The organism is Annamia dubia NIES-4383 (genome assembly GCF_055394725.1).
In genome coordinates, this window is sequence record NZ_AP025630.1 from 1,565,903 (window position 1) to 1,591,333 (window position 25,431).

A 25,431-nucleotide genomic window follows, 5' to 3' on the forward strand; every position below is an offset into this window, starting at 1 on the left:
ATAGTTGTTTATTTATATAAATTTAAAAATAAAAAAATGTATTTAACTTGGTTAGATAGTAATTCATGGTTAATTGAAATCGAAGGAATCAATATTCTTCTTGATCCTTGGTTAATAGATAATTTAATTTTTGGTAATCTTGATTGGTTAATCAAAGGAACTAAAAAAACTACCATCATTCCTGATAAAATAGATTTAATTTTATTATCCCAAGGCCTAGAAGATCATGCCCATCCTCCTACCTTAAAAATGTTAGATCAAAATTTACCTGTTGTGGCTTCTTCCAATGCCACTAAAGTAGTTGAAAATTTAGGATTTACTAATATTAATACCTTAAAACATGGCGAAAGTTTTACTTTTTTAGATCGCATTAAAATTACCGCTTGTCAAGGTTCACCCGTAGGCCCTACTACCATTGAAAACGGTTATTTAATTGAAGATTTAACCAATCAAAAAACCCTTTATTATGAACCTCATGGCTACCATTCAAATGCTTTAAAAAATCAAAATTCTGTTAATATTATTATTACGCCGATTATTAACTTAAATTTACCTTTAATCGGTACAGTTATTAAAGGTCAAAAAACTGCTTTAGAAGTTTGTCAATGGTTAAAACCCGATCTAATTTTACCTACAGCTACGGGGGGAAATGTTACTTTTGAAGGATTTTTAACTAAACTTTTAAAAGAAACAGGTACAATCGAAGATTTTAGAAATTTATTAATTAAAAATAACTTAAAAACACAAGTTTTAGCCCCTCAAGTTGGCGAAAAAATTGCAGTTTAATAGACTTATTGCAAAAGTTTATCACCCTCTTTTGTCGCATGGTGTTTTCAAAGTCAATTTTTATGATCTTTGTAATCTTTTGATAATAATTTTTGATATTAATAAATCAAAAATTTTTAAAAAATGGATAATTTATAACAAAAATTAGTTCAATTTATTGAACGATTTGTGTTAGCCTTGAACTTGAGTTCAAGGCGAGGCTTGACTTTAAAGTTTTCATCCCGCAATGAAATGAATTTCATTGCTAATAGTGATCGTTCAATAAATTGAACTTAGAATTGTATTTTTACCCCGACTTTGAAAACGCCCTACTTTTGTAGAGACTTGCTATGGCACGTTTCTACCGCTTTCGCAACAAGTTTATTGTCAAAGTATGTTACAATTTGTCATAATTGCAATTAAACTTTATTCTATCAATCTCAAAATGACAACAACCGTAAAAAATCCTTTATTGATTGGCCATGGCCTTCCTCCTTTTGATCAGATCAAAGCTGATCAGATTATTCCGGCTATGACTCAGATTTTAGAAGAAGCTCAAACAGAATTAAACACCCTAGAAACTGATTTTATTCCTACTTGGGAAGGATTAGTTGAGCCTTTAACTAATCTTGAAGAAAAAATTAACTGGACTTGGAGTATTATTTGTCATTTAAATGGAGTTAAAAATAGTCCTGAATTAAGAGAAGCTTATGAGACAATTCAGCCTGAAGTAATTAAATTTTATAATAAACTTGGTCAAAGTAAACCTATTTATGAGGGTTTTAAGAAAATTAAAGCCAGTGAAGATTTTATTAAGCTTGAAAGCGCCCAACAACGCATCATTGACGCTTCCATCCTTCAAGCAGAATTGGCCGGAGTTGGTTTAGAAGGGGAGCAAAAAGAGCGTTTTAATCAAATTCAATTAGAATTAGCAGAATTATCTACTAAATTTTCTAATAATATTTTAGATTCTATTAAGCAATTTAAACTAAAATTAACGGAAAAATCAGAGGTTGACGGTTTACCCCCAAGTGTCTTAAGTTTAGCGGCTCAAACTGCCCGTGCTGACTTCCCCGAAGCCACGCCGGAAAATGGGCCTTGGGTGATCACCTTAGATATGCCGAGTTATCTGCCCTTTATGAAATATGCCACTAACTCAGAATTACGGGAAAAATTATATAAAGCTTATATCGCCCGTGCTTCTAGTGGGGAGTTTAATAATCAACCTTTAATTAAGCAAAATTTAAAATTAAAGCGGGAAAAAGCACAATTATTAGGATTTAATACATACGCTGAATTGAGTTTAGCCAGAAAAATGGCTGATAGTGTGGAATCTGTCGGAACATTATTAGAAGAATTAAGAGTAGTTAGCTATGATCTCGCTCAAAAAGAATTAGAAGAATTAAAATTATTTGCTGAACAATCAGAGTTAAAACACTGGGATATTCCCTATTGGGCAGAAAAATTAAAGGAAAAAAGATTTAATTTTAATGAGGAAGAATTACGCCCCTATTTCCCCTTACCTCAAGTGTTAGATGGTTTATTTAACCTTGCACAAAGGCTGTTTGGGATTAAAATTACTTCGGCTGATGGCCAAGCCCCCGTGTGGCATGCCGATGTTAAATATTTTCAAATTGCGGATGAAAACTCAGAAATTATTGCTTATTTTTATCTCGATGCTTACAGTCGCCCCAGTGAAAAGCGCGGTGGTGCATGGATGAGCGATTGTATTGGCAGGGCTAAAATGACAGTAGCAGGTAAAACTAGCACCCGTTTACCCGTTGCCTATTTGGTGTGTAACCAAACTCCTCCGGTAGATGGAAAACCGAGTTTAATGAATTTTATGGAGGTAACAACCCTCTTTCATGAATTTGGCCACGGTTTACAGCATTTATTGACGAAAGTTGATTATATTGGGGCTTCGGGCATTAATAATGTTGAATGGGATGCGGTGGAGTTACCGAGTCAATTTATGGAAAATTGGTGTTATGATCGCCCTACCTTGTTTGGCATGGCAAAACACTATGAAACCGGAGAATTGTTACCTGAAGAATACTACCAAAAATTGGTAGACTCAAAAAATTATCTGAGTGCTTCGGCCATGTTACGGCAGTTAAATTTTAGCTTAACGGACATGGAATTACACCACAATTATGATCCCGATGGTGAGGAAACCCCTCAACAGTTGCGCGATCGCCTTGCTGAAACTACTACGGTTATCAAACCATTACCTGAAGATTACTTTTTATGTGCTTTTAGCCATATTTTTGCTGGAGGTTATGCGGCCGGATATTATAGTTATAAATGGGCGGAAGTGTTGAGTGCGGATGCTTTTTCAGCCTTTGAGGAAGTGGGCTTAGACAATGAAAAAGAAATTCAAGCCACAGGAAAGCGTTTTCGTGACACGGTTTTAGGCTTGGGGGGATCGGTTGATCCCATGACAGTGTTTAAAACCTTCCGAGGCCGTGAACCCAAAACCGAACCCCTGTTAAGACATAGTGGACTAAAATAATTAGACCTCTTGCGAAAGTAACTTAATATTTAATAAACAATCTGAAATAAGCATAATAATTGACAAAAACTTTATTATGATTAATTATGTTTTTGACTTTCGCAAGAGGTCTAAATGGCTCTCTCAAAACTGGAGGAAATGAACAATGATTAACCATGAACATTATACTTATCGGATTATCTGGTCAGCCGAAGATAAGGAATTTGTAGGATTATGTGCTGAATTTCCGAGTTTATCATATTTAGCAGAAAATCGTTATCAAGCTTTAGAAGGTATTACTAACTTAGTTCAAGAGGTTGTCGCTGATCTGGAAATTAATGGAGAAGAAATACCTGAGCCGATTTAAAAAGAGATATGAGAATTGCGATAGAAACAGAGAGGATAACTTTTTGATCTTGCCAATTTTGGGATTAACGGTTATTATTGTCAATAAATCAAGTTTATTGAAAGTCTAATTATGTTATCTCCCTACACCGCGCATTCCCTGAAAGCCGAACTAAACTCAAGAGGGTGGAGACTTACGCCCCAAAGAGAACAGATCCTCCACGTTTTCCAGAATTTACCCAAAGGAGATCATCTGAGTGCAGAAGAACTCTTTAACTTATTGGAAAAAAGAGGTGAATTTATTAGTTTATCTACGATTTATCGTAGTGTAAAATTAATGTCTCGCATGGGAATTTTAAGAGAATTAGAATTAGCAGAAGGGCATAAACATTATGAATTAAATCAGCCCTATCAACATCATCATCATTTAGTTTGTGTACAATGTAATCGTACAATTGAATTTAAAAATGATTCTATTTTAAAACATAGTTTAAAACAAACAGAAAAAGAGGGTTTTCAATTAATTGATTGTCAATTAACTGTTACTGCTATTTGTCCTGAAGCCATTAGAATGGGCTGGCCAAGTTCTCTACCGAGTAACTGGACTTGTACCCGTAGTATTGCTTTAGCGGAAAAACATTCCCATCAAGAAGAAGAATAAAAATAGTTAATAATTGATAATTAAAAAAGTTTTTGTTGTTAATTTAAGACTAATTTTAGAAAAAGATGATAGATATTGATGCCCCTAAATCCCCCTTAAAAAGGGGGACTTTTATTTTAAAGTAAATATTATTGTTTAGAAATTGTTGCTATATTGTTATTATTATTAGAAAAATTACGGAAGGTATTTAACGCAACATCTATTAATTTTTGGGGTTTAAATTCATCTTTAATTAAACTCCAAATACGTTGCACTTCTTCAGTATGTAATCTTTCATTTTCCGTTAAAGCTATCAATAATTGATTGCGTAAATAGCGCCCTTCTTCTGATAATAGAAATTGTAAGCCAATTTGCGCCGTTGGTAAGAGATCAAATTGTTGATCCGATCGAGCGATCAAAATCATATTTTCTAATCTTTGCCATTGGAATTTTCCATCTTTAAATAATACATCTAATAAGCGTCTTCTTAACTGGGGAGATTCTCCCGTTAAAAGTCTTCTTGATACATAAGGATAGGAAACTTCGACTATTTTAAAATTAGGATTTAAGCTTAAAGCTAAACCTTCTTGAGTGACTAAAGATCGAATAATTAACGCAAATTTGGCCGGCACTCTAAAGGGATATTCATACATTAATTCCGAAAATTCATCGGTGATAGTTTTAAAATTAAAGTCGCTTACTTTTTCGCCGACTGCTTTACTAAAAACCTGTTCTAAGGCTGGTATAATTGGGTTTATATTGGTATTTGGTGCTAAAAATCCTAATGTTACAAAATCTTTAGCTAATGCTTGATAATCTTTATTAATTAATTGTACAACGGAACTGGCGATGGTTTCTTTAGTTTCTTCTTCTAATTGATCCATCATCCCAAAATCAATATAAGCCATTTGTCCGGTAGTGGTAGCAAATAAATTTCCGGGGTGGGGATCAGCATGGAAAAAACCATGTTCAAGTAATTGTTTTAAGCCAGAAGTAACACCAATTTTAATAATTTCGTCCGGATCAAAACCCGCCGATTTTATACTTTCAATATCGTTTAATTTATAACCATTAATCCACTCTAAAGTTAAAACTTTATGATTAGTATAACGCCAATAAATACAAGGTACTTTAACTTGGGGATCATCTCGGAAATTAGTAGCAAATGTTTCCGCATTTCTACCCTCATTAAGATAGTCTATTTCTTCAAATAATTTAGTACCAAATTCATCTACAATTAAAGTTAAATTATGACCTAAATTTAAAGGTAAAAAAGGTGCGATCCAACTTGCTCCCCAACGCATAATATATAAGTCTAAAGCCAAGACTGGCCGTAAGTTCGGGCGTTGTACTTTAACAGCAACTTCCTCCCCTGTATGCAGTACCGCACGATAAACTTGTCCTAAACTAGCGGCGGCGATGGGATGGGGAGAAATCTCTCGATAAATTTCATCAACTGGCCTTCCTAACTCCATTTCAATAATCGAAAATGCCAACTCATTATTAAAAGGCGGAAGTTGATCTTGGAGCTTAATTAATTCATCTAAATAATCTCTTTTAATTAAATCTGGCCTTGTGGATAAAGCTTGACCTACTTTGATGAAAGTAGGGCCTAAATTAGTTAAAATTTCTCTAATTTCATTGGCTCTTTTGCCTTTATTTCTATCAGTTTGATCCTGCCAATAATCCCATAATAAATGTAAAATAAAATTGCCAAAATACCAAACAATTGTTAAAGAACGCCACAAAAATAGCCAAGGCCGAAAACGATAATACCTTGCGATCGCTTGGGGATCATAACGCCACAAAGGTATTTTTGAGACCGCCTCCTTTACTAATAAACTTGAATACTGACTCACGATGGTATTAACCCCTATTTGATGTAAGTATGTAACAAAATTTAATATTTTCCTGATAGCTTTTAATATATAGCATTTTTGCCTGTTGTGGTTAGATCAATTTAAGTTTTTTTTAGTATATTAGAACTATACTTTTGAACAACTTTAAAAGTATAGTGTTTTCAAAGTCGGGGTTAAAATACAATTCTTAGTTCAATTTATTGAAGGATCACTATTAGCAATGAAATAAATTTCAAGGCTAATATAAAAAGTTTAATCAATTGAACTTAATTTATATTAAAAATTATCTCTTTTGTACAAATTTTTGATTGATTAAGATGAATTATTTAATTTGTTCAGGATAAATTTCCGTTGTAACTCGTTTATTTTCTGATCCCGTAATAACAAGAGTATTATCTTGTAATTTTCCTTTCGCTTTATTACCAGAAAGGGTAAATTTAGGATTATTTTGTTGATAAATAACATTACCTAAAACATCTAACATTTGATTAGTTAAATTCCATGTTAATTGATTAGCAGATAACTGAGATTTATTTTTATTACTAATACCTTTTACCCCCCCCCATAACCGTGCAATATTTGTTTTAAAATTTAATTCTCCTTGATTTCCAGTCATATTTAAGTCACTGGGTAAATGATTAATCGTCACAGGTTTTTCACTATTAATTGTTTCAGTTTTTAAGTTCAATTTTGCTGAACTTGTCATAATTTGTAACGGGGGATTATTCGAGGTATAGTTAACATTTTGTTCCAAAATAATTAAATCTTTTTTTAATAAAAATTCTCCTTTTTGTGCAACGATTAATGATTTAGGTTGTTTATTTTCATATTGAGTCATTTCAATCCGTTGATCAGCAATAATTTTTTCCGGTTGTATTTCTAACCATAAATGTTTTGTTTTAATTTGTGATAAAGGTTTTTTTGTCAAAGCAACAACTTCATCTATTAATTCTAATTTTTCTTTTTCTAAAAAATAACGGGCTAATTTTGCTTTCATCTCCCAATTTGGATACATTCCTTTAATATTATTTTTCAAAATTAATAACTCATCTTTAGGATGCCATTCAGCCAAATCTCCTTTGATTACAACTTCATTACGTTGATCCGTTGCCACAATATTTTTTTGTAAATAAATAATTTGACCATCTTTTTCAATTAGGCCTTGATCAGCCTTAATTTTTAAAATTAATTGATCCCCTTTAAAAATATTACCCGTTAAATTAGTTAAATTAGCTTCATCTTTATTTTCACTATAAACCACTTTTTCGGCTTTAATTTTCCAAACAGTTTTACCTTGATTATCTGACTGTTCTAAGGTAGCATTATTTAAAGTTAATTGGGTATCAGTGCGATTATTTTCTGTTTGATTTTCTGATGTTTGATTCGGTGAAATTTGTGGTGATTGACAACTAAATAAAGTTAAACAAAAAAGTAAAATTAAAGTTTTTTTAGACATAAATTTATTATTCGTTATTTGTTATTCATTAAATCATGAAGGCTAAAGCCTCATGGCACAAGAACAAAGTCTGCCTACGCAGACTTTGTTGATGTAGCCTAACCCTTCCAGCTTTGGATCATCTATAAATGTGCATTGTGAAGATCACCTCCGATTAGATCAAAGGCGGAAAATCCTCGGTAAGCTCCATTATTATTTCTCATTTCCTTTTGAATATCGTCTTTGATCTGATCTAAGTCAATATAGCGATCGGCTACATTGATTAAAACATCGCTTGTCATTGCCCGAAGGCTAACGACTTCCACCCTCACTCCCCGATAACTCACCGCATCTACGGCATAAGCGAGATCCCCATCCCCACTTACTAAAATAGCCGTATCATAAGCCCCCACAAGGGACATCATATCAACTGCTATTTCCACATCAAGATTGGCTTTTTTCGAGCCGTCTGGCAGTTGTACTAAGTCTTTAGCCACCACTCGATAGCCGTTGCGGCGCATCCATAATAAAAAACCCTGTTGTTTTTCATTGGTACGATCAACTCCGGTATAAAAGAAGGCTCTTAACAGACGAGATCCCCCCGTTAAACGCACTAAAAGCTTAGTATAATCAATTTCAATTCCTAACTGTAAGGCCGCATAAAAAAGATTTGAGCCGTCTATAAAAATGGCAACCCGTCCACGATTTTCTAACACCTGTTCGGGCGTGAAAATCGTTTCTGATGAGTAATTATCTAACATTGTTATATGCCTCTGTTTTTATAAAAAAAGTTTTTAATTTTTATTTCTCTCCATAGATTAACTCAGATTAGATCGAATGTTACAAAATATTCATTTTTAATTTAGAATTGCTTATTGATTAGGCATTTCTAAACGGGAAAAAATTGGTTGTGCTTTTGGTAAATCTTTGTTAAGAGGTAGTTTTCCCCAATTACTATGATTTAAAAATAATTCTGTTAATTTAACATGATCTTTACTATTAAAATCAACTTCAAACCCTAATTGTTGATAAATTGCATTGGATAAATTTGGTATAATTGGAGCTAAAAGATAGGCACAAAGTCTTACTGATTCTAAAACAGTATATAAAATCTGTTCAACTTGCTCTTGTTTTTGCTCTTTATATAGTTTCCAAGGCGCACTATCATCTATATATTTATTACAAGCTCTGATTAGATTCAGAATTTCGTCACATCCTAAGTTAAAGTGAAGGTTGTTATAAGCAGAAACAACTTTTTGAGTTAGTTCTAATCCTCTTTGTTTAATCGGATTATCCTGATTAATATTTTCCCCTGTTAAATTTTCAATTTTTCCTTGACAATATTTATTTAACATTCCCAAGGTACGATTAAGTAAATTACCTAAATCATTGGCCAGATCGGCATTTAAGATATTAACAAAACGAGTTTCATTAAAATCTCCATCTTTGCCAAATTCAATTTCTTTGAGAAAATAATAACGCACAGCATCACTACTATAGCGATCTACTAAGTCAAATGGATCTAAAGTATTGCCTAAACTTTTGCCCATTTTATGACCATCTTTCGTTAAAAAACCATGGCCAAATACATGATCGGGTAGGGGTAATTCTGCTGACATTAACATGGCGGGAAAATAGACAGCATGAAATCTTAAAATATCTTTACCAATCAGATGTAAATTAAAGGGATACCACTGAGAAAGAGCATTTTCTAAAGTGGGTTCTTGATCTGGTTTTAAGAGGGCTGTAATATAGCCTAATAAAGCATCAAACCATACATAAATTGTATGTTTTGGGTCATGGGGAATAGGAAAACCCCAGTCCATATTTACCCTTGAAATTGAAAAATCTTGTAAACCTTGTTTGACAAAATTTAAGACTTCATTTCTTCTGCTTTCTGGTTGGATAAAATCAGGTTTTTCTTGATATAATTTTTCTAGTTTTTCCTGATAGTTGGAAAGACGGAAAAAGTAATTTTCTTCATCACGCCATTCTGCTTCTTTATTAGTATGAATAGAGCAATAATGTTCATTAACTAATTCTCGTTTTTCTTTAAACTCCTCACAAGCCACACAATACCAACCTTTTTGTTGATCTAAATAAATATCGCCTTTGGCATAAACACGCTCAAAAAACTCTTTAACGATTGACTCATGTGGTTTGGCGGTAGTACGACTAAAGCGATCGTATTGAATATCAAGTTTTTGCCATAAGTCTTGGAAACTTGACACAATTTCATCGCAATGGGTTTGGGGGGCTAAACCCTTTTCCTGTGCGGTTCTCTGGATTTTTTGTCCATGTTCATCTGTTCCAGTCACGAACATTACTTGATGACCGGTCAGACGTTTAAACCGCGCGATCGCATCGGCTATAATCGTAGTATAGGCGCTTCCAATATGAGGAAGACCATTAACATAGTATAAAGGAGTTGTTAAAGCAAAAGTATTGATTTTATTTTGGTTCATTAATATAAATTTATGATAAGAATGAGCTTCCAATTTATTGAGTTTGGAGAGAACATCAATTATTCTACTATTGTAATGGTTTTTTTCACTTTTTGTTTTAAATTTAATTATCTTGATTAATGATCTTAAAATTGATTACCAATTATCAATTGTCAATTGTTGAATGAATGCTCAAAAGAATAAACTGGCTTTGAACTTCAGTTTAAGGCTAATCTTGATCCTTAACTAAAGTTAAGTTATTTTTGATAAAAACAGCACTTGTGGTTTTTAAAAGTTGTGTTTTAAATGTCTAAATCTTAACAAAACATCATAATAATATAACAATTGTCCATTTTTAAGAATCTAGGTTTATACTTAAAATAAGTTTTATCTTTATTAAATAATCAACTACAAAAGTAATATAAAAATGATAGATAAATTTTCAGAACTTGATCAAATTAGAACTCCACCTTGGGGAAAAGTTACAATATTAGAACAATCTAAAAATTATAAAATTAATCGTATTGAAATTAAACCTAAATGTCATATTAGCAGTCAAATTCATTACCATCGTAGCGAACATTGGGTAGTAGTTTCTGGCACGGCCAAAGTAATTTTTGATGGTCAAGAAACTTTATTATTACCTAATCAATCTACTTATGTACCAGTGAATACTCGTCACCGTGTAGAAAACCCCGGCATTATTCCTTTAGTAATGATTGAAATTCAAAATGGTGAATATTTAGGTGATGATGATATTATTCGTTTTCCCGAAGAAGACTAATTAAGTAATAGTTAATAGTTAATAGTTACGAATAAAAAATAACAAATAGCAAATAAACATTATGAAAAATAATCTCAGTTTTACCTTACCTAAAGCAGAACTTCATCTACATATTGAAGGCACATTAGAACCGGAATTAATGTTTAAATTAGCACAAAGAAATAAGATTAATTTACCCTTTAATACTGTTGAAGATGTTAAAAAAGCTTATCAATTTTCTAATCTTCAATCTTTTCTTGATATTTATTATCAAGGTGCTAATGTTTTACAAACACAAGAAGATTTTTATGATTTAACTTATGCCTATTTAACTAAAATTTCTAATCAAAATGTTAAACATATTGAAATCTTTTTTGATCCCCAAACTCACACCGATCGAGGGATTAATTTTGAAACTGTTATTAATGGTATTTATAACGCCTTAGAAACGGGCAAAAAAGAATTAAATATTACCTCAAAAATTATCCTTTGTTTTTTACGCCATTTAAGTGAAGATGAAGCCATAAAAACTTTTAAAAAAGCCTTACCTTTTCAGGATAAAATAATAGGAATTGGTTTAGATTCTTCAGAAATTGGCCATCCTCCCAGTAAATTTAAAAATGTTTTTGACATGGCAAGAAAAGAAGGATTTTTAACAGTTGCCCATGCTGGAGAAGAAGGATCTCCCGAATATATTTGGGAAGCAATTAATTTATTAAAAGTATCAAGAATTGATCACGGTGTGAGATGTTTAGAAGATCAAAAATTAGTAGAATATTTAAAAGAAACTCAAATTCCTTTAACAGTTTGTCCCCTATCTAATGTAAAATTAAAAGTATTTCAAACGATGAAAGATCATAATCTTAAAACATTATTAGAATTGGGATTATGTGTTACTATTAACTCCGATGATCCGGCTTATTTTGGCGGTTATCTTGCTGAGAATTTTCAAGCTATACAGCAAGATTTATTATTAACAGATGAACAAATGTATCAATTAGCTAGAAATTCTTTTGAAGCTTCTTTTTTAAGTCAGGAAGAAAAACAAAAGTTTTTAAATTTTTGATAGAAAATGATTGCCAAAATCTATTAATTATGACTAGAAAATCAAGTAAAAAATTGTTGATGTTTTCTCTTAAAAAAGTAGTTTTTAAACTAAATTAATTGTCAATTGATCAGATGAAGGCTAATATTTTTCTGCTAATATTTTTAATCTTTTTAATTGATCTTTCATATCTTTTTGAGTTAATTTAGATGCAAACAAATTAAAGCCAAATTTAACGATCTTATTAGGAATAATAAATTCAAAACGATTAATTAATAATGTTTGATTATTTTGATCATTTTTTGAGATCAATTTCCAGCGATCACAACCATTAAAAAAGCCCGTAAATTGCCAAACAATTAAACCAGTTTTACGTTCAATTACGGTACTATTTAAACAGGGATTAATGAAGGGAATTTTGATCAAAAAACGGCATTTACTACCTATTTCTGTACTCCATTTTCCAACTGCTTCACATTTTAACATTGGGTTTAACCATTGGTGCATTAATGTTTGATCTGTGATACATTTTTCAACAATTGTTGATGATGTATTGATCAAAATTGATTGTTCAAAAACTTGATTTTGATTCATAATTTATCTAAGTTAAATTAAGTATAGTGGGCAATGTTTCAATTATTTGAAAATAGAAAATAGCCAAGCTAAAATGATCAAAGTTAAAATAGTTATTTCTAATATTTTAAAATGCCAAGGTAATTTTTCCCATTCTTGACTTAAAATTAGTTGCCAATTTTGCGTAAAATATTTAAGATTTTTTCTCCATAATTGGGGATGATCATTAATTCTTAATTTACGATTAAACATTGATAAAATTAAAGAAAAACCACCAACTTTTAAAGATATTAAGATATGAAAAATAAAACCAATTAATAAAATTAACCATGAGCTTAAATGAAGATAATACCATGTGTGATTTAATTCTCCTTGGGGCAACCATTTTTCATCTATCATTTTACCAGAATAAAGGGCAAATGTTAGGGCAAAAAGCATTAAAGTATTAGTTAATCTATGAAAATTATAAATATTTTTTTTGTGTTTAAATTGCTTAAAATCAAAAAAATTTTTTTCTTGAATTAAACGATTTTTTCCTTTTTGAAAAGCATAGATCACAAACAGAGGAAATATTAATAAAGTCCATAGTCCAAAAGTGCCATGAATACCCTCGATCTCCTTAAAATCAGGTAAGGGCAATTTAAACCAACGCCCATCATAAACATTATAAGTCCATAGGGCGCTAATCATGGCCAAAATAGCCGAGAATGCGGTTAAACCGTGCAACAAACGTAATAAAATCGGTTGATAAGGTTGAACAGGTTTTTTGATCATATATGAAAAAAAATAGCTAAAATTAAATTAATTAAAATCTCAAAATCTTAATTTGTTTGTTATTATTATAATAATTTTTTAGAGAAAATTTTTATGAATTAATGTTGCTCTCACTTGTTTAAAAAGTGGGAGGTTTTCAAAGTCGGGGTAAAATGATTTAATTTGACCCCAAAGCCCTCTCCTTAAGGCTATTTAACCAATTGTTAATACTCAAGTCTCAACTGTCAACTGATAAATCGTTTTTAATAAAACTCACTTTATCTGTTATTATATTACCATATTATAAATATTTAATTTTTTAAATTATCAAGATAAATTACTAATTTAACCAAAATGTTTGATCTAATTTTAATTATAAGTTTAATTATTGCTAACGGTATTTTTTCAGGGGCAGAAACTGCTTTAATTTCTGCTAAAAAAGTCCGTCTTGAACAATTGGCCAAAAATGGAAATAAAGGAGCAATGTTAGCTTTAAAATTAGCGAAACATCCTAATCAATTTTTATCAACAGTACAAATAGGAATTACTTTAATTGGTATTTTAAGTGGTGCTTTAGGGGGGGCTACCATTTCTCAAAATTTAGAAGTTTTTTTCAAACAAATTTCTTTTTTTGCTCCCTATAGTAAGTCTTTAAGTTTTGGAATTGTGGTAGTTTTAATTACTTATTTGTCTTTAGTAATTGGTGAATTATTCCCAAAAAGAATTGCCTTAAATGATCCGGAAAAAATTGCTTGTTTAATAGCTTCTCCCATGAATTTTTTATCAACAATTACCCATCCTATTGTTAATATTTTAAGTTTTTCGACTGAAGGATTATTCAAAATTTTAGGGATTAAAGCATCAGAAGAACCGCCCATTACAGAGGAAGAAATTAAGGTTTTAATTGAACAAGGAACGGAGGCGGGAATGTTTGAAGAAGCTGAACAGGAAATAGTTGAGCGTGTTTTTAAATTGGGCGATCGAACTGTTAAAAATGTGATGACTCCTCGCACTTCTATTGTGTGGTTAGACATAGAAGAATCGTTAGAAGAAAATCAAAAAGAAATGCTTGAAAGTAGTTATTCTCGTTTTCCCGTAGGGCAAGAAAGTTTAGATCATTGTTTAGGAATTTTATGGGTAAAAGATTATTTAACAATGGCACTTTCTCAAGAACAAATTGATATTAAGTCACTCTTACAAAAGCCTTTATTTGTAACAGAAAATACTAAGGCTTTAAAAGTAATTGAATTATTCAAAGAAACGGGGATTCATTTAGCATTAGTAACGGATGAATATGGTGGCATAGAGGGCTTAGTCACCCTTAATGATTTAATGGAAGCAATGGTGGGCTATTTACCCGAAGATGATGAAATTAATGAACCTTTAGTTATTCAAAGGGAAGATGGCTCATGGTTATTAGATGGTTTACTGTCTATTGATGAATTAAAAGAAGTTTTAGATTTAGAAAATTTACCAAATGAAGATGATGCAAATTATCAAACTTTAGGGGGTTTAGTTATTCATTATTTAGAGGGTATTCCCAAATCTGGTCAGCATTTCGAGTTAGAAAATTTACATTTTGAAGTTATGGATATGGACGGAATTAGGGTTGATAAGGTTTTAGTTTGTAATATTATTAAAAGTGAATAATTTAATTTAATTTTAAGTCTAATTGTTGAAAATTAACTTGATCTTGACTCAATTTTTTTGAGTCAAAAAGATCATAATTCATAATTAATAATTCTTGACCTTTATTAGCTTTTTTTTGTTGATAATTATTCATGGCATATTGTAATTCCCATTCAATCATTTTAAACTTATTAAAATTAGCTTTAATTAAGTCAGAATTATCATAACTAATTAACCATTGATGATTACATTGTGACATTAAATCACTAAATCTTTGATGATCAAATTGTAAATGTAAATCGCCATCTTTTCCATATAATCTTGATTTAGTCGCATTAAAATAGGGGGGATCTAAATAGATAAAAGTTTGATGACCTTGAGCTTTAATTACTTCACTATAATCTAAATTGGTAATTTTAATATGATTAAGAATTGACTCAAGTTTTTCTAGGCGATCGATAGAAGAAAGGGTAAATCTTGTGTGAAAAGCCTGTTGAGAAAAACCCCCTGATTCAATTGTACCGGAGAAAGTAACTCTATTTAAAATAAAAAATCTCACAGCCCTTTCTAAGTCTGATAAATTTTCAATATTAAGATTAGTTAATTCTTTAAATAAAGCTTTCCCATCATCAAAACGATCTTTAATTTCACGAATAGATTTAATCAAATTAATTAAATCAGATTGGGCAATTTTCCAAAATAAATAAACTTCAGGATTGAGATCATTAATCCATATTTTAACATTAGGAAATTGTTGTTTCAAATAAATAAAAATTGAACCTCCGCCGACAAAAGGTTCTCGATATTCAGTAAAGTTAGGGGGGAAATACTTTTCAATAATTTTAATTGCTTTTGATTTTCCCCCCGGATAACGTAACGGACTTTTAATCATTTTTCCCCTTGATTTTCAGCTATTTTTAATTAAATTCACCCCAAACCCCTCTTATTAGTAAGGGAGAGGAGACTTTTTTATGATTTGAGACTCATTCGCCCCGACTTTAAAAATATGATATTTAAAATAAACTAATTAATCTATCTTAAAAATGTCAAAAGAGGACACCCGTTAAATTTCACAACAAAAAAAGAATCCATAGAAATTAACGGGTGATGAATTTTGACCAATAAATAAGGACAGTGGGACATCATTTCGACTACGCTCAATGCACCGCCTTATTCTTGAGGGGATTTTTGATTTTCAACATATTTTTTTAGTTGGTTAACAGTCACACCGCCACAACTAGCCACAAAATAAGCACCCGTCCAAAAATAAGGTTTATTATAAAAATATTGACTGGCTAAAAATGGAAAATCCCGTCTAATTAAACGACTACTAACTGTTTTTAAATTAGCAATTAACTTTGATAAGGCAATATCAGGCTTGTAATCAATTAGTAAATGAATATGGTCTGATTCTCCATTAAATTCAATTAAATTACATTCCCATTTGTTCAAGGTATCATTAAATATTTCTTTGAGCCTGTTTAAAATTTCAGGTGAAATAGCTTTTTTTCGGTACTTAGTGACAAAAACGATATGAGCAGTAAGTTTATAAACAGACCTAAAACCTTTATTGTAATTAGTTGACATTTGTTAACGGTAACACTACAATAAAGATTGTATCACCAAAAAGCAAATAATAATTGTGATTAATCTAAATTACCAATTCAAATTAAAGTTAAGCAAAAAGCAAATACGAGAAATTGACTATATTTTAGAGGTCAATTGTCGAGTATATAATTTTGCTGTGACCGAAAGAAAAGATTGGATTAAAAGTAGAAAATCACCAATTAATGCTTGTTCAATATTTAGTGAATACATTATTGCGGCACAGACACCTTACCCAAATTACAACATTCAAGCTAAAAATTTAACCATTGCTAAACAAAATAATCCTGAATTAAAATCAGTTAATGCTCAAGTTTTACAGCAAACATTAAAAACTGTAGATCGAGCTTTTTCTGACATGAAATCTAAAGGAAATGGTTTTCCTAGATACAAGAAGAAAATGCGGAGTTTTGTCTTTCCGGCTATGCTCAAAAATTGTTTAGCAAAAGGGAAAATTAAACTACCACAATTAGGATGGTTAAAGATTAGACAATCAAGAGATTATCCTACAGGTTTTGAGGTTAAACAAGCAAGAATTGTTAAAAAAGCATCTGGATATTATGTGATATTAACCTTTCAATCACAAGAACAATGTCCTGATGTTCCCGTTGGTAAAACCAGCTTAGGAATAGATGCCGGAATTGAAAGTTTTGTAGCTACTTCTAATCAAGAATTAATCAAAGCACCTAAGTTTTTAGTAAAATCACAGCGTAAGCTTAAATTGCTACAAAGAAGATTGAAACATAAAAAAATAGGTTCTAAAAATTGGTTAAAACTTCAGCAGAAAATAGCTAAAGTTCATGAACAAATTGCTAACACTAGAAAGGATTGGCATTTTAAATTAGCACATAATCTCTGTAATCAAACTGACAATATTTTTGTAGAGGATATTAATTTTAAATCTTGGAGTAGAGGAATTGTAAGAAAACAATCTCTTGACAGTGGAATAGGACAATTTATTAATGAAATATTGCCTTATACCTGTTGGAAAAGAGGGAAATTTTATCAAAAAGTAGATAAGAATTTTACCTCTCAAGAATGTCCTAATTGTCATCAACAAACAGGGAAAAAATCACTCAATCAAAGATTACATCATTGTCAGTTTTGTGGTTATCAAGAAAACAGAGATATTGCTAGTGCAAAAGTGATTAAAAATAGAGGTTTAATTGCTTGTACTGAGCGAAGTCGAAGTGCGGTCGGACTGCCCGTAATTCAAAATGCTTGTAGAGACGGTCTGACGGGGATTAAACAATTAAATTTGTTTGATCTAGTTAAGAGTCTGTGAAACAAGAATCCCCCGTTACACCCGTAGGGTTAACGGTGGGAGTGTCAATGTTCATTGATAACTAGATTTGGTTTATACTAGAAAAAATTTTTAAATATTATTCTCAAAAATTATAAATTAGGTGTTCAAAGTGTTCAAATTTAGAAACAAATTAAATCAAAATAAAAACAATCAGCCTTCCCTATTCGATTTACTAGAACAGCAAGAGCCGATCGCACAAGAAGATCAAGAATCTATTATAGAAGAATTGCTAGATCAAGAGTCAATTTCCGCCCCCCCATCTATCAAAGAAAATCCCAATCAACTCAAAAATATTTTGTCTAAATTACCTAAACGCTCTAAAAAATTCTGGATCGGGATTACCTTATTGATCGGCTTAGGTGGTACAACAGGGGTAGTTTACTGGGCTTGGCAAAAAGTAGAAAATAGTTTGCCCCAATCCGTTGATGCGGTTTTAACCTATACTCGCTCCGGTACAATCACCATTCAAGCCGCCGATGGTACAGTTTTACAGGAGTTAGGCCCCGTTGGCCATGAACAGTTAAAGATTTGGGAAATCCCTGAGTCTATGATTAATGCTTTTATTGCCAGTGAGGATCGGCGATTTTATGACCATGACGGGGTTGATCTTCAAGGTTTAACCCGTGCGGCCTGGGTTAATTTTCGAGCCAATCAGATTGTGGAAGGGGGTAGCACCATCACTCAGCAGTTAAGTCGGGTTGTGTTTTTAAATCCTGAAAAGAATATCTGGCGCAAGTTGCGCGAAATGAGATTAGCCCAAAAAGTTGAAGAAAAATTTGATAAAAAACAGATTTTAGAACGCTATCTTAATTTAGTTTATCTGGGTTCTGGTGCTTATGGGGTGGCTGATGCGGCCTGGACTTATTTTGGGAAGTCGGTAGATCAGTTAACTTTAGCCGAAACGGCTACGATCGCAGGGATTACTCCCGCACCCTCTGTTTACTCTCCTTTGGAAAATTTAGCTAAAGCCAAAGAAAGACGTAATCTCGTCTTAAAACGCATGGAGGAAGAAGGCTTAATCAGCCCTCAACAGGCACAAGAAGCCATTACTTCAGAGTTAACACTTAATCCCCAAGAACCAAAAAGATTAGATCGTAAAATACCCTATTTTACAGATTATATTCAAAAAGAATTACCTAACTATTTATCTAAAGAGCAGTTAACACAAGGGGGTTTAATCGTTGAAACTACCCTTGATTTACAGTGGCAAGAAATCGCCGATCAAACTGTTAAAAAAGCCGTTGAGGAATACGGTAAAGGCCAAAGATTTGAACAGGCGGCCTTAGTGGCCATTGATCCCCGTAACGGTCAAATCAAGGCCATGGTAGGGGGTAAGAATTTTGAACAAAATCAATTTAATCGAGTCACTCAAGCTGTGCGTCAACCCGGCTCCACTTTTAAAACTTTTGTCTATGCTACGGCGATCGCAGGGGGAAAATCCCCATCTGAAGGCTTTTTAGATGCCCAATATGTGATTGATGGCTATAAACCGGAAAATTATGGTGACACCTATACAGGCTCTTATTTATCCATGCGTGAGGCTTTAATCAGATCCGTTAATGTGGTGGCCGTACGAGCTTTAGTAGAGGTGGGTTGGAATCCGGTGATTAATCTTGCTCACAAAATGGGGATTGACTCTAAATTAAAACCAGAATACGCTTTGGCTTTAGGCTCATCGGAAGTAACCTTATTAGAGCTTACCAGTGCCTACGGTACTTTAGCCAATCTGGGCATTCATCAACAGCCACACGGCATCAGTCGTATTATTGATCAAAATGGCAAAGTCATTTATCAAGCTCCCTTAACGAAAGAAGAAGCCCTCGATCGAGATACGGCCTCAATTATGACATGGATGCTCAAAGGTGTGGTTAACAATGGCACAGGGGTTAACGCTTCCCTGAGCGATCGCTCTGTGGCTGGAAAAACGGGAACATCTGACAAGGCAAGGGATCTGTGGTTTATTGGCTATATTCCCCAAGTCGTTGCCGGAGTTTGGCTAGGAAACGATGATGATAGCCCAACTTATGGCAGTAGTAGTACGGCCGCTCTAGTATGGCATGAATTTATGAAACAAATCACGGAAGCACTTCCCGTTGAGGATTTTCCCGAACGGCCTAACTTAGAGGGGCGTAAAGCCACGATTAAATTAGAGCCGATTAAACCGAAATCTATTTATTATCTGCGTCCAAAAACCCCAGAAAACGAAAATCAAACTAATAATTCTAATAACCAACCCACAAATCGCAATCGTTCCACTAACAATAATACCCCAACTAATCAACCGAACCGCACTCAGACTCGGCGTAATAGTCCTAATAATCAGAATAATAATAACAATAATTCTAATTCTAACAGAAATTCACCCCCCCCTAATACTAATAATAATAGTAATTCAACTCCTACTAATAACAATCCCATTCCACCGGATAACCCAATCCCCACACAAGCACCTGCCCCCGAACCTGCTCCCGTTCCTGAAACTAATCCTGCCCCCGAACCTGCTCCTGTTCCCGAAACTAATCCTGCCCCTGAACCTGCACCCCTTCCCGCTCCACCCGTTGAGCGTAAAGAAGAATAAAACCACAAACTTAAAAATTATTGTAAGGATGTAGCCCTGCTATGTCCTTACATACCCATGCCATGTCAATTGGGCAATGGAGTTAATGACGATGGCTAGACAAAGTTTTGTAAAATTTTGTAAAATTTCTTATAATTTCTTAATATTAATTAACAAATAGGGTTATGGCAAACATTACATTTTTAAAAGAAGATAAATTAGTAATAGCGGCTGACGGTGCAAACTTAAGGGAAAAAGCTATTCAAAACACCATAGATCTGTATACTTTAAGGGGAAAACTCACCAACTGCGGGGGTTATGGACAATGTGCCACCTGTGTGGTAGAAATTGTGGAAGGCTTAGAACATCTTTCCCCAAAAACTCATTTTGAGGAAAGAAAACTAAAGAAAAAACCAAGTAATTATCGTTTAGCCTGTCAAACTCAGGTTAATGGCGATATTACCGTGAAAACAAAGCCTTAGACTGATCGATCAGTTGAGAGTTAACAATTGACAATTGTTCAAGCATTTTCTTAACATTAGTTGGTGGTGCGATAGTCACTGTTGACTGTTCAAAAAGGTCTGTCTAATGTTATTCTAAAAGATGTTGCTTAGTGTAACTAGGAGAAATTTTTATGCAAGTTAACGATTTAGGGTTTGTAGCGTCAATTTTATTTGTCCTCGTTCCCACCGTGTTTTTACTGATTCTTTATATCCAAACCGGAAAAAGCCAAGCTTAATGATCAGTTGACAATGGACAATTGACAATTAACACAGTTATTGTTTACTGTCGTCAATTTTTGAAAAGCTTAATAAAAATAAACTTTGTATATCGAGAATTTTTAAGAATAAGTAACTATCCCCAAACAGATAGTTACTTATTCTTTTTTGAAGATTTAGTGGAAGTGATTTTAGTTGCTAAACGTAATAATGATGAAGTTTATAAAAAATTAGAGCGTTTATAAATAAAATAAAAACTTCAAAGCGTAGCACGATTAATCAAAATAATTTATAATAGTTAACTAAAATTTTTCTACTCTAATCTAACAAAATTATCAAAATTATGTCTACTATTACACAAGATGCAATTAATACCAGTAGCCTTGAAATTGCTAAACATGGTTTACCAGTCACAATTATTACTGGATTTCTTGGCAGTGGTAAAACGACTTTACTTAATCATATTTTAACTAATCAACAAGGTTTAAAAACGGCTGTTTTAGTTAATGAATTTGGCGAAATTGGGATTGATAATGAATTAATTATTACTAGCAATGATTCAATGGTTGAACTTAGTAATGGTTGTATTTGTTGTACGATCAATGAAGATTTAGTTAATGCAGTTTATAAGGTTTTAGAAAGAGAAGAAAAAGTAGATTATTTAATTGTAGAAACTACTGGTTTAGCGGATCCTTTACCCGTTGCTTTAACCTTTTTAGGCACAGAATTAAGGGATATGACTCGTTTAGATTCGATTATTACTTTAGTTGATTGTGCGCATTTTAGTTTAGATTTATTTAATAGTGAAGCGGCCTATAGTCAGATCGCTTATGGTGATATTATTTTATTAAATAAAATTGATTTAGTTGATGAGGCTGATGTTGATATTTTAGAATGTAAAATTAGAGATATTAAGAAAGATGCGAGAATTTTACGCACAGAAAAATCCGATGTTGCTTTACCTTTGATTTTAAGCGTGGGATTATTTGAATCTGATCAATATTTTAACCCCAAAGAAGACCATCATCATCACCATGATCACCACCATCATGATCATCACCATGACCATGATCATGTATGTGATGAAACCTGCGATCATGACCATCATGAAGACGATCACCACCACCATCATCATCATTCTACCCACTTAGAAAATGATGGTTTTACATCAGTTTCAATCGAAAAAGATCAACCTTTATCTATTCGTAAATTTCAATACTTTTTAGATAATCAATTACCTTCAACTGTATTCCGTGCGAAAGGTATTTTATGGTTTGATGAAAGCCCAAAACGTCATATTTTTCACTTAAGTGGAAAGCGTTTTTCAATTGAAGATGATGAGTGGAATAATAAACCGAAAAAAACTCAACTTGTGTTAATTGGCCAAAATTTAGATCATGAACAATTAAAGGAACAAATTAATAATTGTTTCTGTTTACCTTCTACTACTAAAGGTAAAGGTTTTGGGAAATAATTATTAGTTATTGGTTATTAGTTATTGGTTATTAGTTATTGAACATTTAACTTTATTAACTTCTGATGAAACCCCATTATAACATTAAAATTCAAGAAAATTATGAGCCTTTAGTGGCCATTCCTTTAGAAAAATTTGCCGTAGAAAATCCCCATCCTTATGAAAAGTTGGGAGCAAATTATAACGGTTTATCTCCTTATTTTTTAAGGGAAACTGTTTTAAATTATCTCCTACAAGCACAGGTATATTTAAAGCAAATTAAACCTCTTTGGCAAATTAAAATTTTTGACGCTTATCGCCCCGTTGAAGTTCAAAAATTTATGGTAAATTATGCTTTTAATGACTTAGTTAAAAAGCGTAATTTAAACTTAGATCAGTTATCAAAAATAGAATTAGAAAATTTATGGTTAGATGTCTATAAAATGTGGGCTTTACCTAGTCTTGATCCCCAAATGCCTCCTCCCCATAGCACAGGGGCGGCGATCGATCTTACTTTAGTTAATGAATTAGGAGAAAATGTTAAAATGGGCGGTGAAATTGACGAAATTTCCGAAATTTCTTACCCTAATTATTATGCTAATTCTAATGATATTCAAGCACAAGAATATCATCAAAATAGACAATTATTAAAAACAATTATGACTCAAGCTAATTTTAAACAACATCCCTTTGAATGGTGGCATTTTTCCTACGGCGATCAATTGTATACTTGGTTATGTTCTCAAGAAAATTCACAGTCTAATCTTTGTGCTTGTTATGGTAGAATTGTTAATTGTTAAATTTTAAGTTTTTAATCTTTATCTATCCTGATCCAATGTCTAATAAAAAAACGAAAACATCTTATTTAATCTTGAGAAGTATCACTATTATTATTGCACTTTTAGGGACGGTTTTATTCACTCCTCAAGTTAGAAATTATCTCGAAAAATGGACAGGAATTGATTTATCTTTTGCTGATCTTAGCCACTTAAATTATGATGATCCCGACTCTATTGTTTTACAACTAGCACAACAAACTCCGGCGCAAAGAAAGGCACAACTTCAGGCGATCGCTACCAGTGGAAAAGGCTTAGATCAAAGTCGCGCCCGTTATTTATTAGCTAATGATTTAATTGAAGAATATCAAGGAGGTTTAGCACTCCGATTATTAGAAAATTTAGAAGAACAATACCCTTTATTAACTCCCTATATTCTCCTAAAAAGAGGCCGAGCTTCTGAGTTAACTAATAATAACACCGAAGCTAAAACTATTTGGTTACAAGTAATCGCTAATTATCCCGATTCACCCATTGAAGCTGAAGCTTTATATTTATTAGCTCAAAAAAATCCTGAATATAGCCAACAATTACAAAAAAAATATCCTCATTATCCTCTCACTTTTAACTTAATTAGGGAAAAATTAAAACAAAATCCAAAACAATTAGATTTATTATTATTTTTAACTAAAAATAATCCTAAAGGTCAAGATAGTCAGAAAATAAAAGAAATTTTAGAAACAGAATATCAAAATAAATTAACTCCTCAACAATGGGAAATTTTAGGTGATGCTTACTGGATTAATTCTGACTATAACAAAGCCATTTTTACCTATCGTAAAGCCCCTTCTAACTCTCGTAATATTTACCGCATAGCAAGGGGGCTTCATCTTGAAAATAAGACAGAAGAAGCAAAAACAGCCTATCAATATTTAATTAAAACTTTTCCTGATGCTGAAGAATTACGTTTAGGTTTAAAACATTATGCCTCTCTTGTCAGTGCGAAAGAAGCCTTACCCTATTTAGATCAATTAATGGCTAAATTTCCAGAAGATACCCCTGAAATTCTCTTAACGAAAGCCAATCTTTTAGATAGTTTAAAAAGTTATACTTCCGCCACTCAACTTAGACAAAAAATTTTAGATCAATATTCAAACTCAGAAATATCCTCAGAATATCGCTGGAAAATGGCTCAAAACTTGGCTCAAAAAGGAGATATATTTTATGCTTGGAAATGGGCGCAACCCATTACGGTTAATACTCCCAATAGTGATCTTGCCCCTAAAGCGGCCTTTTGGATTGGCAAATGGGCAATGGAGGCTGATCGGCCTAAGGATGCGAAAATTGCTTTTGAGTACATTTTTACTAATCATGCCCAATCCTATTATGCTTGGAGGGCGGCTCAGGTTTTGGGCTGGAATGTGGGAACATTTAACACTCTGAAAGCTTTTAATCCTCAGATTCAAAAACCCCCGTTAAAATTTAAACTTCCGGCGGGATCGGATTTATTTCAGGAGTTATACCGTTTAGGCTTACAGGAGGAGAGTTATCGCCTATTTGAGGGTGAAATTGGGGATAAAAAGACTTTAACGGTTAATGAGCAATTTACAGATGGTTATTTAAAAATAGCAAAAGGTGATTATTTTCAAGGAATTTCTTTAATTTTAGATCTAAGAAATAGAACTTCTCCTGAAGAAATTGAACAATGGAAAGAGTTAAGAAAAAGGGCAGAATATTGGTTATTATTATTTCCTTTTCCCTATCAAGAATTGGTGACAAAATGGTCAAATCAACGTCAATTAAATCCTTTATTAGTGATTGCTTTAATTCGTCAAGAATCAAGATTTAAAGCTGATATTAAGTCTCCGGCTGGTGCTTTAGGATTAATGCAAATTATGCCTAATACTGGTAAATGGATTGCCGAAAAAACTAATATTAAAAATTATAGTTTAGTCAATCCTGATCATAATATTAATTTTGGAACATGGTATCTTAATTATACCCATCAAGAATATAATAATAATTCTTTATTTGCGATCGCCAGTTATAATGCAGGGCCGGGTAATGTTAATCAATGGATCAAACAATATCCCTCCAAAACTCCCGAAGAATTTATTGATCAAATTCCCTTTGAAGAAACGAAGAAATATGTAGAAATAGTATTAGGAAATTACTGGAATTATTTAAGAATTTATAATCCAGAAATTTCAGATAAATTAACAGAATATGGGAATCCAGATTTTATTAATCATTAATTGTCAATTGTTCATTAT

The 25,431-nt window shown here is 32.4% G+C and carries 23 protein-coding genes; 15 read left to right on the forward strand and 8 right to left on the reverse strand.

The annotated features are described in order from the left end of the window. The first annotated feature begins 36 nt into the window (after positions 1-36). From Anndu_RS07040 to Anndu_RS07055, 4 genes are all read left to right on the forward strand, one after another. Positions 37-786: an MBL fold metallo-hydrolase gene (locus Anndu_RS07040; RefSeq protein WP_464103683.1), complete on the forward strand. Its 750-nt coding sequence runs from the start codon at positions 37-39 to the stop codon at positions 784-786. Positions 787-1,210: 424 nt separating this feature from the next. Next, a complete protein-coding gene (locus Anndu_RS07045; protein WP_464103684.1) occupies positions 1,211-3,277 on the forward strand; it encodes a M3 family metallopeptidase in 2,067 nt (688 codons plus the stop codon). 145 nt (positions 3,278-3,422) lie between these two features. Next, on the forward strand, positions 3,423-3,623 hold the full coding sequence (locus Anndu_RS07050) for an antitoxin HicB (RefSeq protein WP_464103685.1): 201 nt from the start codon (positions 3,423-3,425) through the stop codon (positions 3,621-3,623). A 111-nt stretch (positions 3,624-3,734) separates the two neighbouring features. Continuing rightward, positions 3,735-4,262 (forward strand): transcriptional repressor, encoded by a 528-nt coding sequence (locus Anndu_RS07055; RefSeq protein ID WP_464103686.1) that lies wholly within the window; start codon positions 3,735-3,737, stop codon positions 4,260-4,262. A 128-nt stretch (positions 4,263-4,390) separates the two neighbouring features. Here the strand turns inward: Anndu_RS07055 and Anndu_RS07060 are convergent, their stop codons facing one another. The 4 genes from Anndu_RS07060 to metG form a co-directional block, all read right to left on the reverse strand. Next, positions 4,391-6,100 carry an ABC1 kinase family protein gene (locus Anndu_RS07060; protein ID WP_464103687.1) on the reverse strand — a complete coding sequence of 570 codons (1,710 nt, stop codon included), beginning with the start codon at positions 6,098-6,100 and terminating at the stop codon, positions 4,391-4,393. A gap of 322 nt (positions 6,101-6,422) precedes the next feature. Further along, on the reverse strand, positions 6,423-7,556 hold the full coding sequence (gene lptC, locus Anndu_RS07065) for an LPS export ABC transporter periplasmic protein LptC (RefSeq protein ID WP_464103688.1): 1,134 nt from the start codon (positions 7,554-7,556) through the stop codon (positions 6,423-6,425). Between the two features lie 122 nt (positions 7,557-7,678). Continuing rightward, positions 7,679-8,296, reverse strand: coding sequence for a LabA-like NYN domain-containing protein (locus Anndu_RS07070; protein ID WP_464103689.1), 618 nt, complete (start codon positions 8,294-8,296; stop codon positions 7,679-7,681). 111 nt (positions 8,297-8,407) lie between these two features. After that, positions 8,408-10,000 carry a methionine--tRNA ligase gene (gene metG / locus Anndu_RS07075; RefSeq protein ID WP_464103690.1) on the reverse strand — a complete coding sequence of 531 codons (1,593 nt, stop codon included), beginning with the start codon at positions 9,998-10,000 and terminating at the stop codon, positions 8,408-8,410. Positions 10,001-10,406: 406 nt separating this feature from the next. Here metG and Anndu_RS07080 point away from each other — a divergent pair, with 406 nt between their 5' ends. Beyond that, the gene (locus Anndu_RS07080) at positions 10,407-10,763 is read left to right on the forward strand and encodes a phosphomannose isomerase type II C-terminal cupin domain (protein ID WP_464103691.1); all 357 of its coding nucleotides are present in this window, start codon (positions 10,407-10,409) and stop codon (positions 10,761-10,763) included. A 61-nt stretch (positions 10,764-10,824) separates the two neighbouring features. Continuing rightward, positions 10,825-11,808, forward strand: coding sequence for an adenosine deaminase (locus Anndu_RS07085; protein ID WP_464103692.1), 984 nt, complete (start codon positions 10,825-10,827; stop codon positions 11,806-11,808). Between the two features lie 120 nt (positions 11,809-11,928). On the opposite strand, the gene Anndu_RS07090 is transcribed toward Anndu_RS07085, so the two are convergent. Beyond that, entirely contained in the window at positions 11,929-12,381 is a 453-nt protein-coding gene (locus tag Anndu_RS07090; RefSeq protein ID WP_464103693.1) for an SRPBCC family protein, read from the reverse strand. Positions 12,382-12,423: 42 nt separating this feature from the next. Beyond that, complete coding sequence (locus Anndu_RS07095; RefSeq protein WP_464103694.1) at positions 12,424-13,134, reverse strand: cytochrome b/b6 domain-containing protein; 711 nt, start codon at positions 13,132-13,134, stop codon at positions 12,424-12,426. A 333-nt stretch (positions 13,135-13,467) separates the two neighbouring features. On the opposite strand from Anndu_RS07095, the gene Anndu_RS07100 reads away from it, so the two are divergent. Further along, a complete protein-coding gene (locus Anndu_RS07100; protein ID WP_464103695.1) occupies positions 13,468-14,763 on the forward strand; it encodes a hemolysin family protein in 1,296 nt (431 codons plus the stop codon). Between the two features lies 1 nt (position 14,764). Here Anndu_RS07100 and Anndu_RS07105 read toward each other — a convergent pair whose 3' ends face one another. Both Anndu_RS07105 and tnpA read right to left on the reverse strand, forming a co-directional pair. Then, complete coding sequence (locus tag Anndu_RS07105) at positions 14,765-15,634, reverse strand: DNA adenine methylase (RefSeq protein WP_464103696.1); 870 nt, start codon at positions 15,632-15,634, stop codon at positions 14,765-14,767. Between the two features lie 278 nt (positions 15,635-15,912). Then, complete coding sequence (tnpA, locus tag Anndu_RS07110; protein WP_464103697.1) at positions 15,913-16,329, reverse strand: IS200/IS605 family transposase; 417 nt, start codon at positions 16,327-16,329, stop codon at positions 15,913-15,915. Positions 16,330-16,384: 55 nt separating this feature from the next. On the opposite strand from tnpA, the gene Anndu_RS07115 reads away from it, so the two are divergent. The 8 genes from Anndu_RS07115 (at position 16,385) to Anndu_RS07150 (ending at position 25,413) form a co-directional block, all read left to right on the forward strand. Next, complete coding sequence (locus Anndu_RS07115; protein ID WP_464103698.1) at positions 16,385-17,632, forward strand: RNA-guided endonuclease InsQ/TnpB family protein; 1,248 nt, start codon at positions 16,385-16,387, stop codon at positions 17,630-17,632. Between the two features lie 121 nt (positions 17,633-17,753). Further along, positions 17,754-20,231 (forward strand): transglycosylase domain-containing protein, encoded by a 2,478-nt coding sequence (locus tag Anndu_RS07120; protein ID WP_464103699.1) that lies wholly within the window; start codon positions 17,754-17,756, stop codon positions 20,229-20,231. 164 nt (positions 20,232-20,395) lie between these two features. Continuing rightward, positions 20,396-20,692: a 2Fe-2S iron-sulfur cluster-binding protein gene (locus tag Anndu_RS07125; RefSeq protein WP_464103700.1), complete on the forward strand. Its 297-nt coding sequence runs from the start codon at positions 20,396-20,398 to the stop codon at positions 20,690-20,692. A gap of 152 nt (positions 20,693-20,844) precedes the next feature. Beyond that, on the forward strand, positions 20,845-20,949 hold the full coding sequence (gene psbM, locus Anndu_RS07130) for a photosystem II reaction center protein PsbM (RefSeq protein ID WP_464103701.1): 105 nt from the start codon (positions 20,845-20,847) through the stop codon (positions 20,947-20,949). Between the two features lie 21 nt (positions 20,950-20,970). After that, entirely contained in the window at positions 20,971-21,174 is a 204-nt protein-coding gene (locus Anndu_RS07135; protein WP_464103702.1) for a hypothetical protein, read from the forward strand. A gap of 98 nt (positions 21,175-21,272) precedes the next feature. Beyond that, positions 21,273-22,403, forward strand: coding sequence for a CobW family GTP-binding protein (locus Anndu_RS07140; RefSeq protein WP_464103703.1), 1,131 nt, complete (start codon positions 21,273-21,275; stop codon positions 22,401-22,403). Between the two features lie 65 nt (positions 22,404-22,468). Then, entirely contained in the window at positions 22,469-23,182 is a 714-nt protein-coding gene (locus Anndu_RS07145; protein WP_464103704.1) for a M15 family metallopeptidase, read from the forward strand. Positions 23,183-23,217: 35 nt separating this feature from the next. After that, the gene (locus Anndu_RS07150) at positions 23,218-25,413 is read left to right on the forward strand and encodes a lytic transglycosylase domain-containing protein (protein ID WP_464103705.1); all 2,196 of its coding nucleotides are present in this window, start codon (positions 23,218-23,220) and stop codon (positions 25,411-25,413) included. Positions 25,414-25,431 lie beyond the last annotated feature (18 nt).

Excerpts from the sequence above, each read along its gene's own strand:
- Anndu_RS07040 (WP_464103683.1), top strand. The coding sequence starts at position 37 with ATGTATTTAACTTGGTTAGATAGTAATTCATGGTTAATTGAAATCGAA.
- Anndu_RS07045 (WP_464103684.1), top strand. The coding sequence starts at position 1,211 with ATGACAACAACCGTAAAAAATCCTTTATTGATTGGCCATGGCCTTCCT.
- Anndu_RS07050 (WP_464103685.1), top strand. The coding sequence starts at position 3,423 with ATGATTAACCATGAACATTATACTTATCGGATTATCTGGTCAGCCGAA.
- Anndu_RS07055 (WP_464103686.1), top strand. The coding sequence starts at position 3,735 with ATGTTATCTCCCTACACCGCGCATTCCCTGAAAGCCGAACTAAACTCA.
- lptC (WP_464103688.1), bottom strand. The coding sequence starts at position 7,556 with ATGTCTAAAAAAACTTTAATTTTACTTTTTTGTTTAACTTTATTTAGT.
- Anndu_RS07070 (WP_464103689.1), bottom strand. The coding sequence starts at position 8,296 with ATGTTAGATAATTACTCATCAGAAACGATTTTCACGCCCGAACAGGTG.
- metG (WP_464103690.1), bottom strand. The coding sequence starts at position 10,000 with ATGAACCAAAATAAAATCAATACTTTTGCTTTAACAACTCCTTTATAC.
- Anndu_RS07080 (WP_464103691.1), top strand. The coding sequence starts at position 10,407 with ATGATAGATAAATTTTCAGAACTTGATCAAATTAGAACTCCACCTTGG.
- Anndu_RS07085 (WP_464103692.1), top strand. The coding sequence starts at position 10,825 with ATGAAAAATAATCTCAGTTTTACCTTACCTAAAGCAGAACTTCATCTA.
- Anndu_RS07090 (WP_464103693.1), bottom strand. The coding sequence starts at position 12,381 with ATGAATCAAAATCAAGTTTTTGAACAATCAATTTTGATCAATACATCA.
- Anndu_RS07095 (WP_464103694.1), bottom strand. The coding sequence starts at position 13,134 with ATGATCAAAAAACCTGTTCAACCTTATCAACCGATTTTATTACGTTTG.
- Anndu_RS07100 (WP_464103695.1), top strand. The coding sequence starts at position 13,468 with ATGTTTGATCTAATTTTAATTATAAGTTTAATTATTGCTAACGGTATT.
- Anndu_RS07105 (WP_464103696.1), bottom strand. The coding sequence starts at position 15,634 with ATGATTAAAAGTCCGTTACGTTATCCGGGGGGAAAATCAAAAGCAATT.
- tnpA (WP_464103697.1), bottom strand. The coding sequence starts at position 16,329 with ATGTCAACTAATTACAATAAAGGTTTTAGGTCTGTTTATAAACTTACT.
- Anndu_RS07125 (WP_464103700.1), top strand. The coding sequence starts at position 20,396 with ATGGCAAACATTACATTTTTAAAAGAAGATAAATTAGTAATAGCGGCT.
- psbM (WP_464103701.1), top strand. The coding sequence starts at position 20,845 with ATGCAAGTTAACGATTTAGGGTTTGTAGCGTCAATTTTATTTGTCCTC.
- Anndu_RS07140 (WP_464103703.1), top strand. The coding sequence starts at position 21,273 with ATGTCTACTATTACACAAGATGCAATTAATACCAGTAGCCTTGAAATT.
- Anndu_RS07145 (WP_464103704.1), top strand. The coding sequence starts at position 22,469 with ATGAAACCCCATTATAACATTAAAATTCAAGAAAATTATGAGCCTTTA.
- Anndu_RS07150 (WP_464103705.1), top strand. The coding sequence starts at position 23,218 with ATGTCTAATAAAAAAACGAAAACATCTTATTTAATCTTGAGAAGTATC.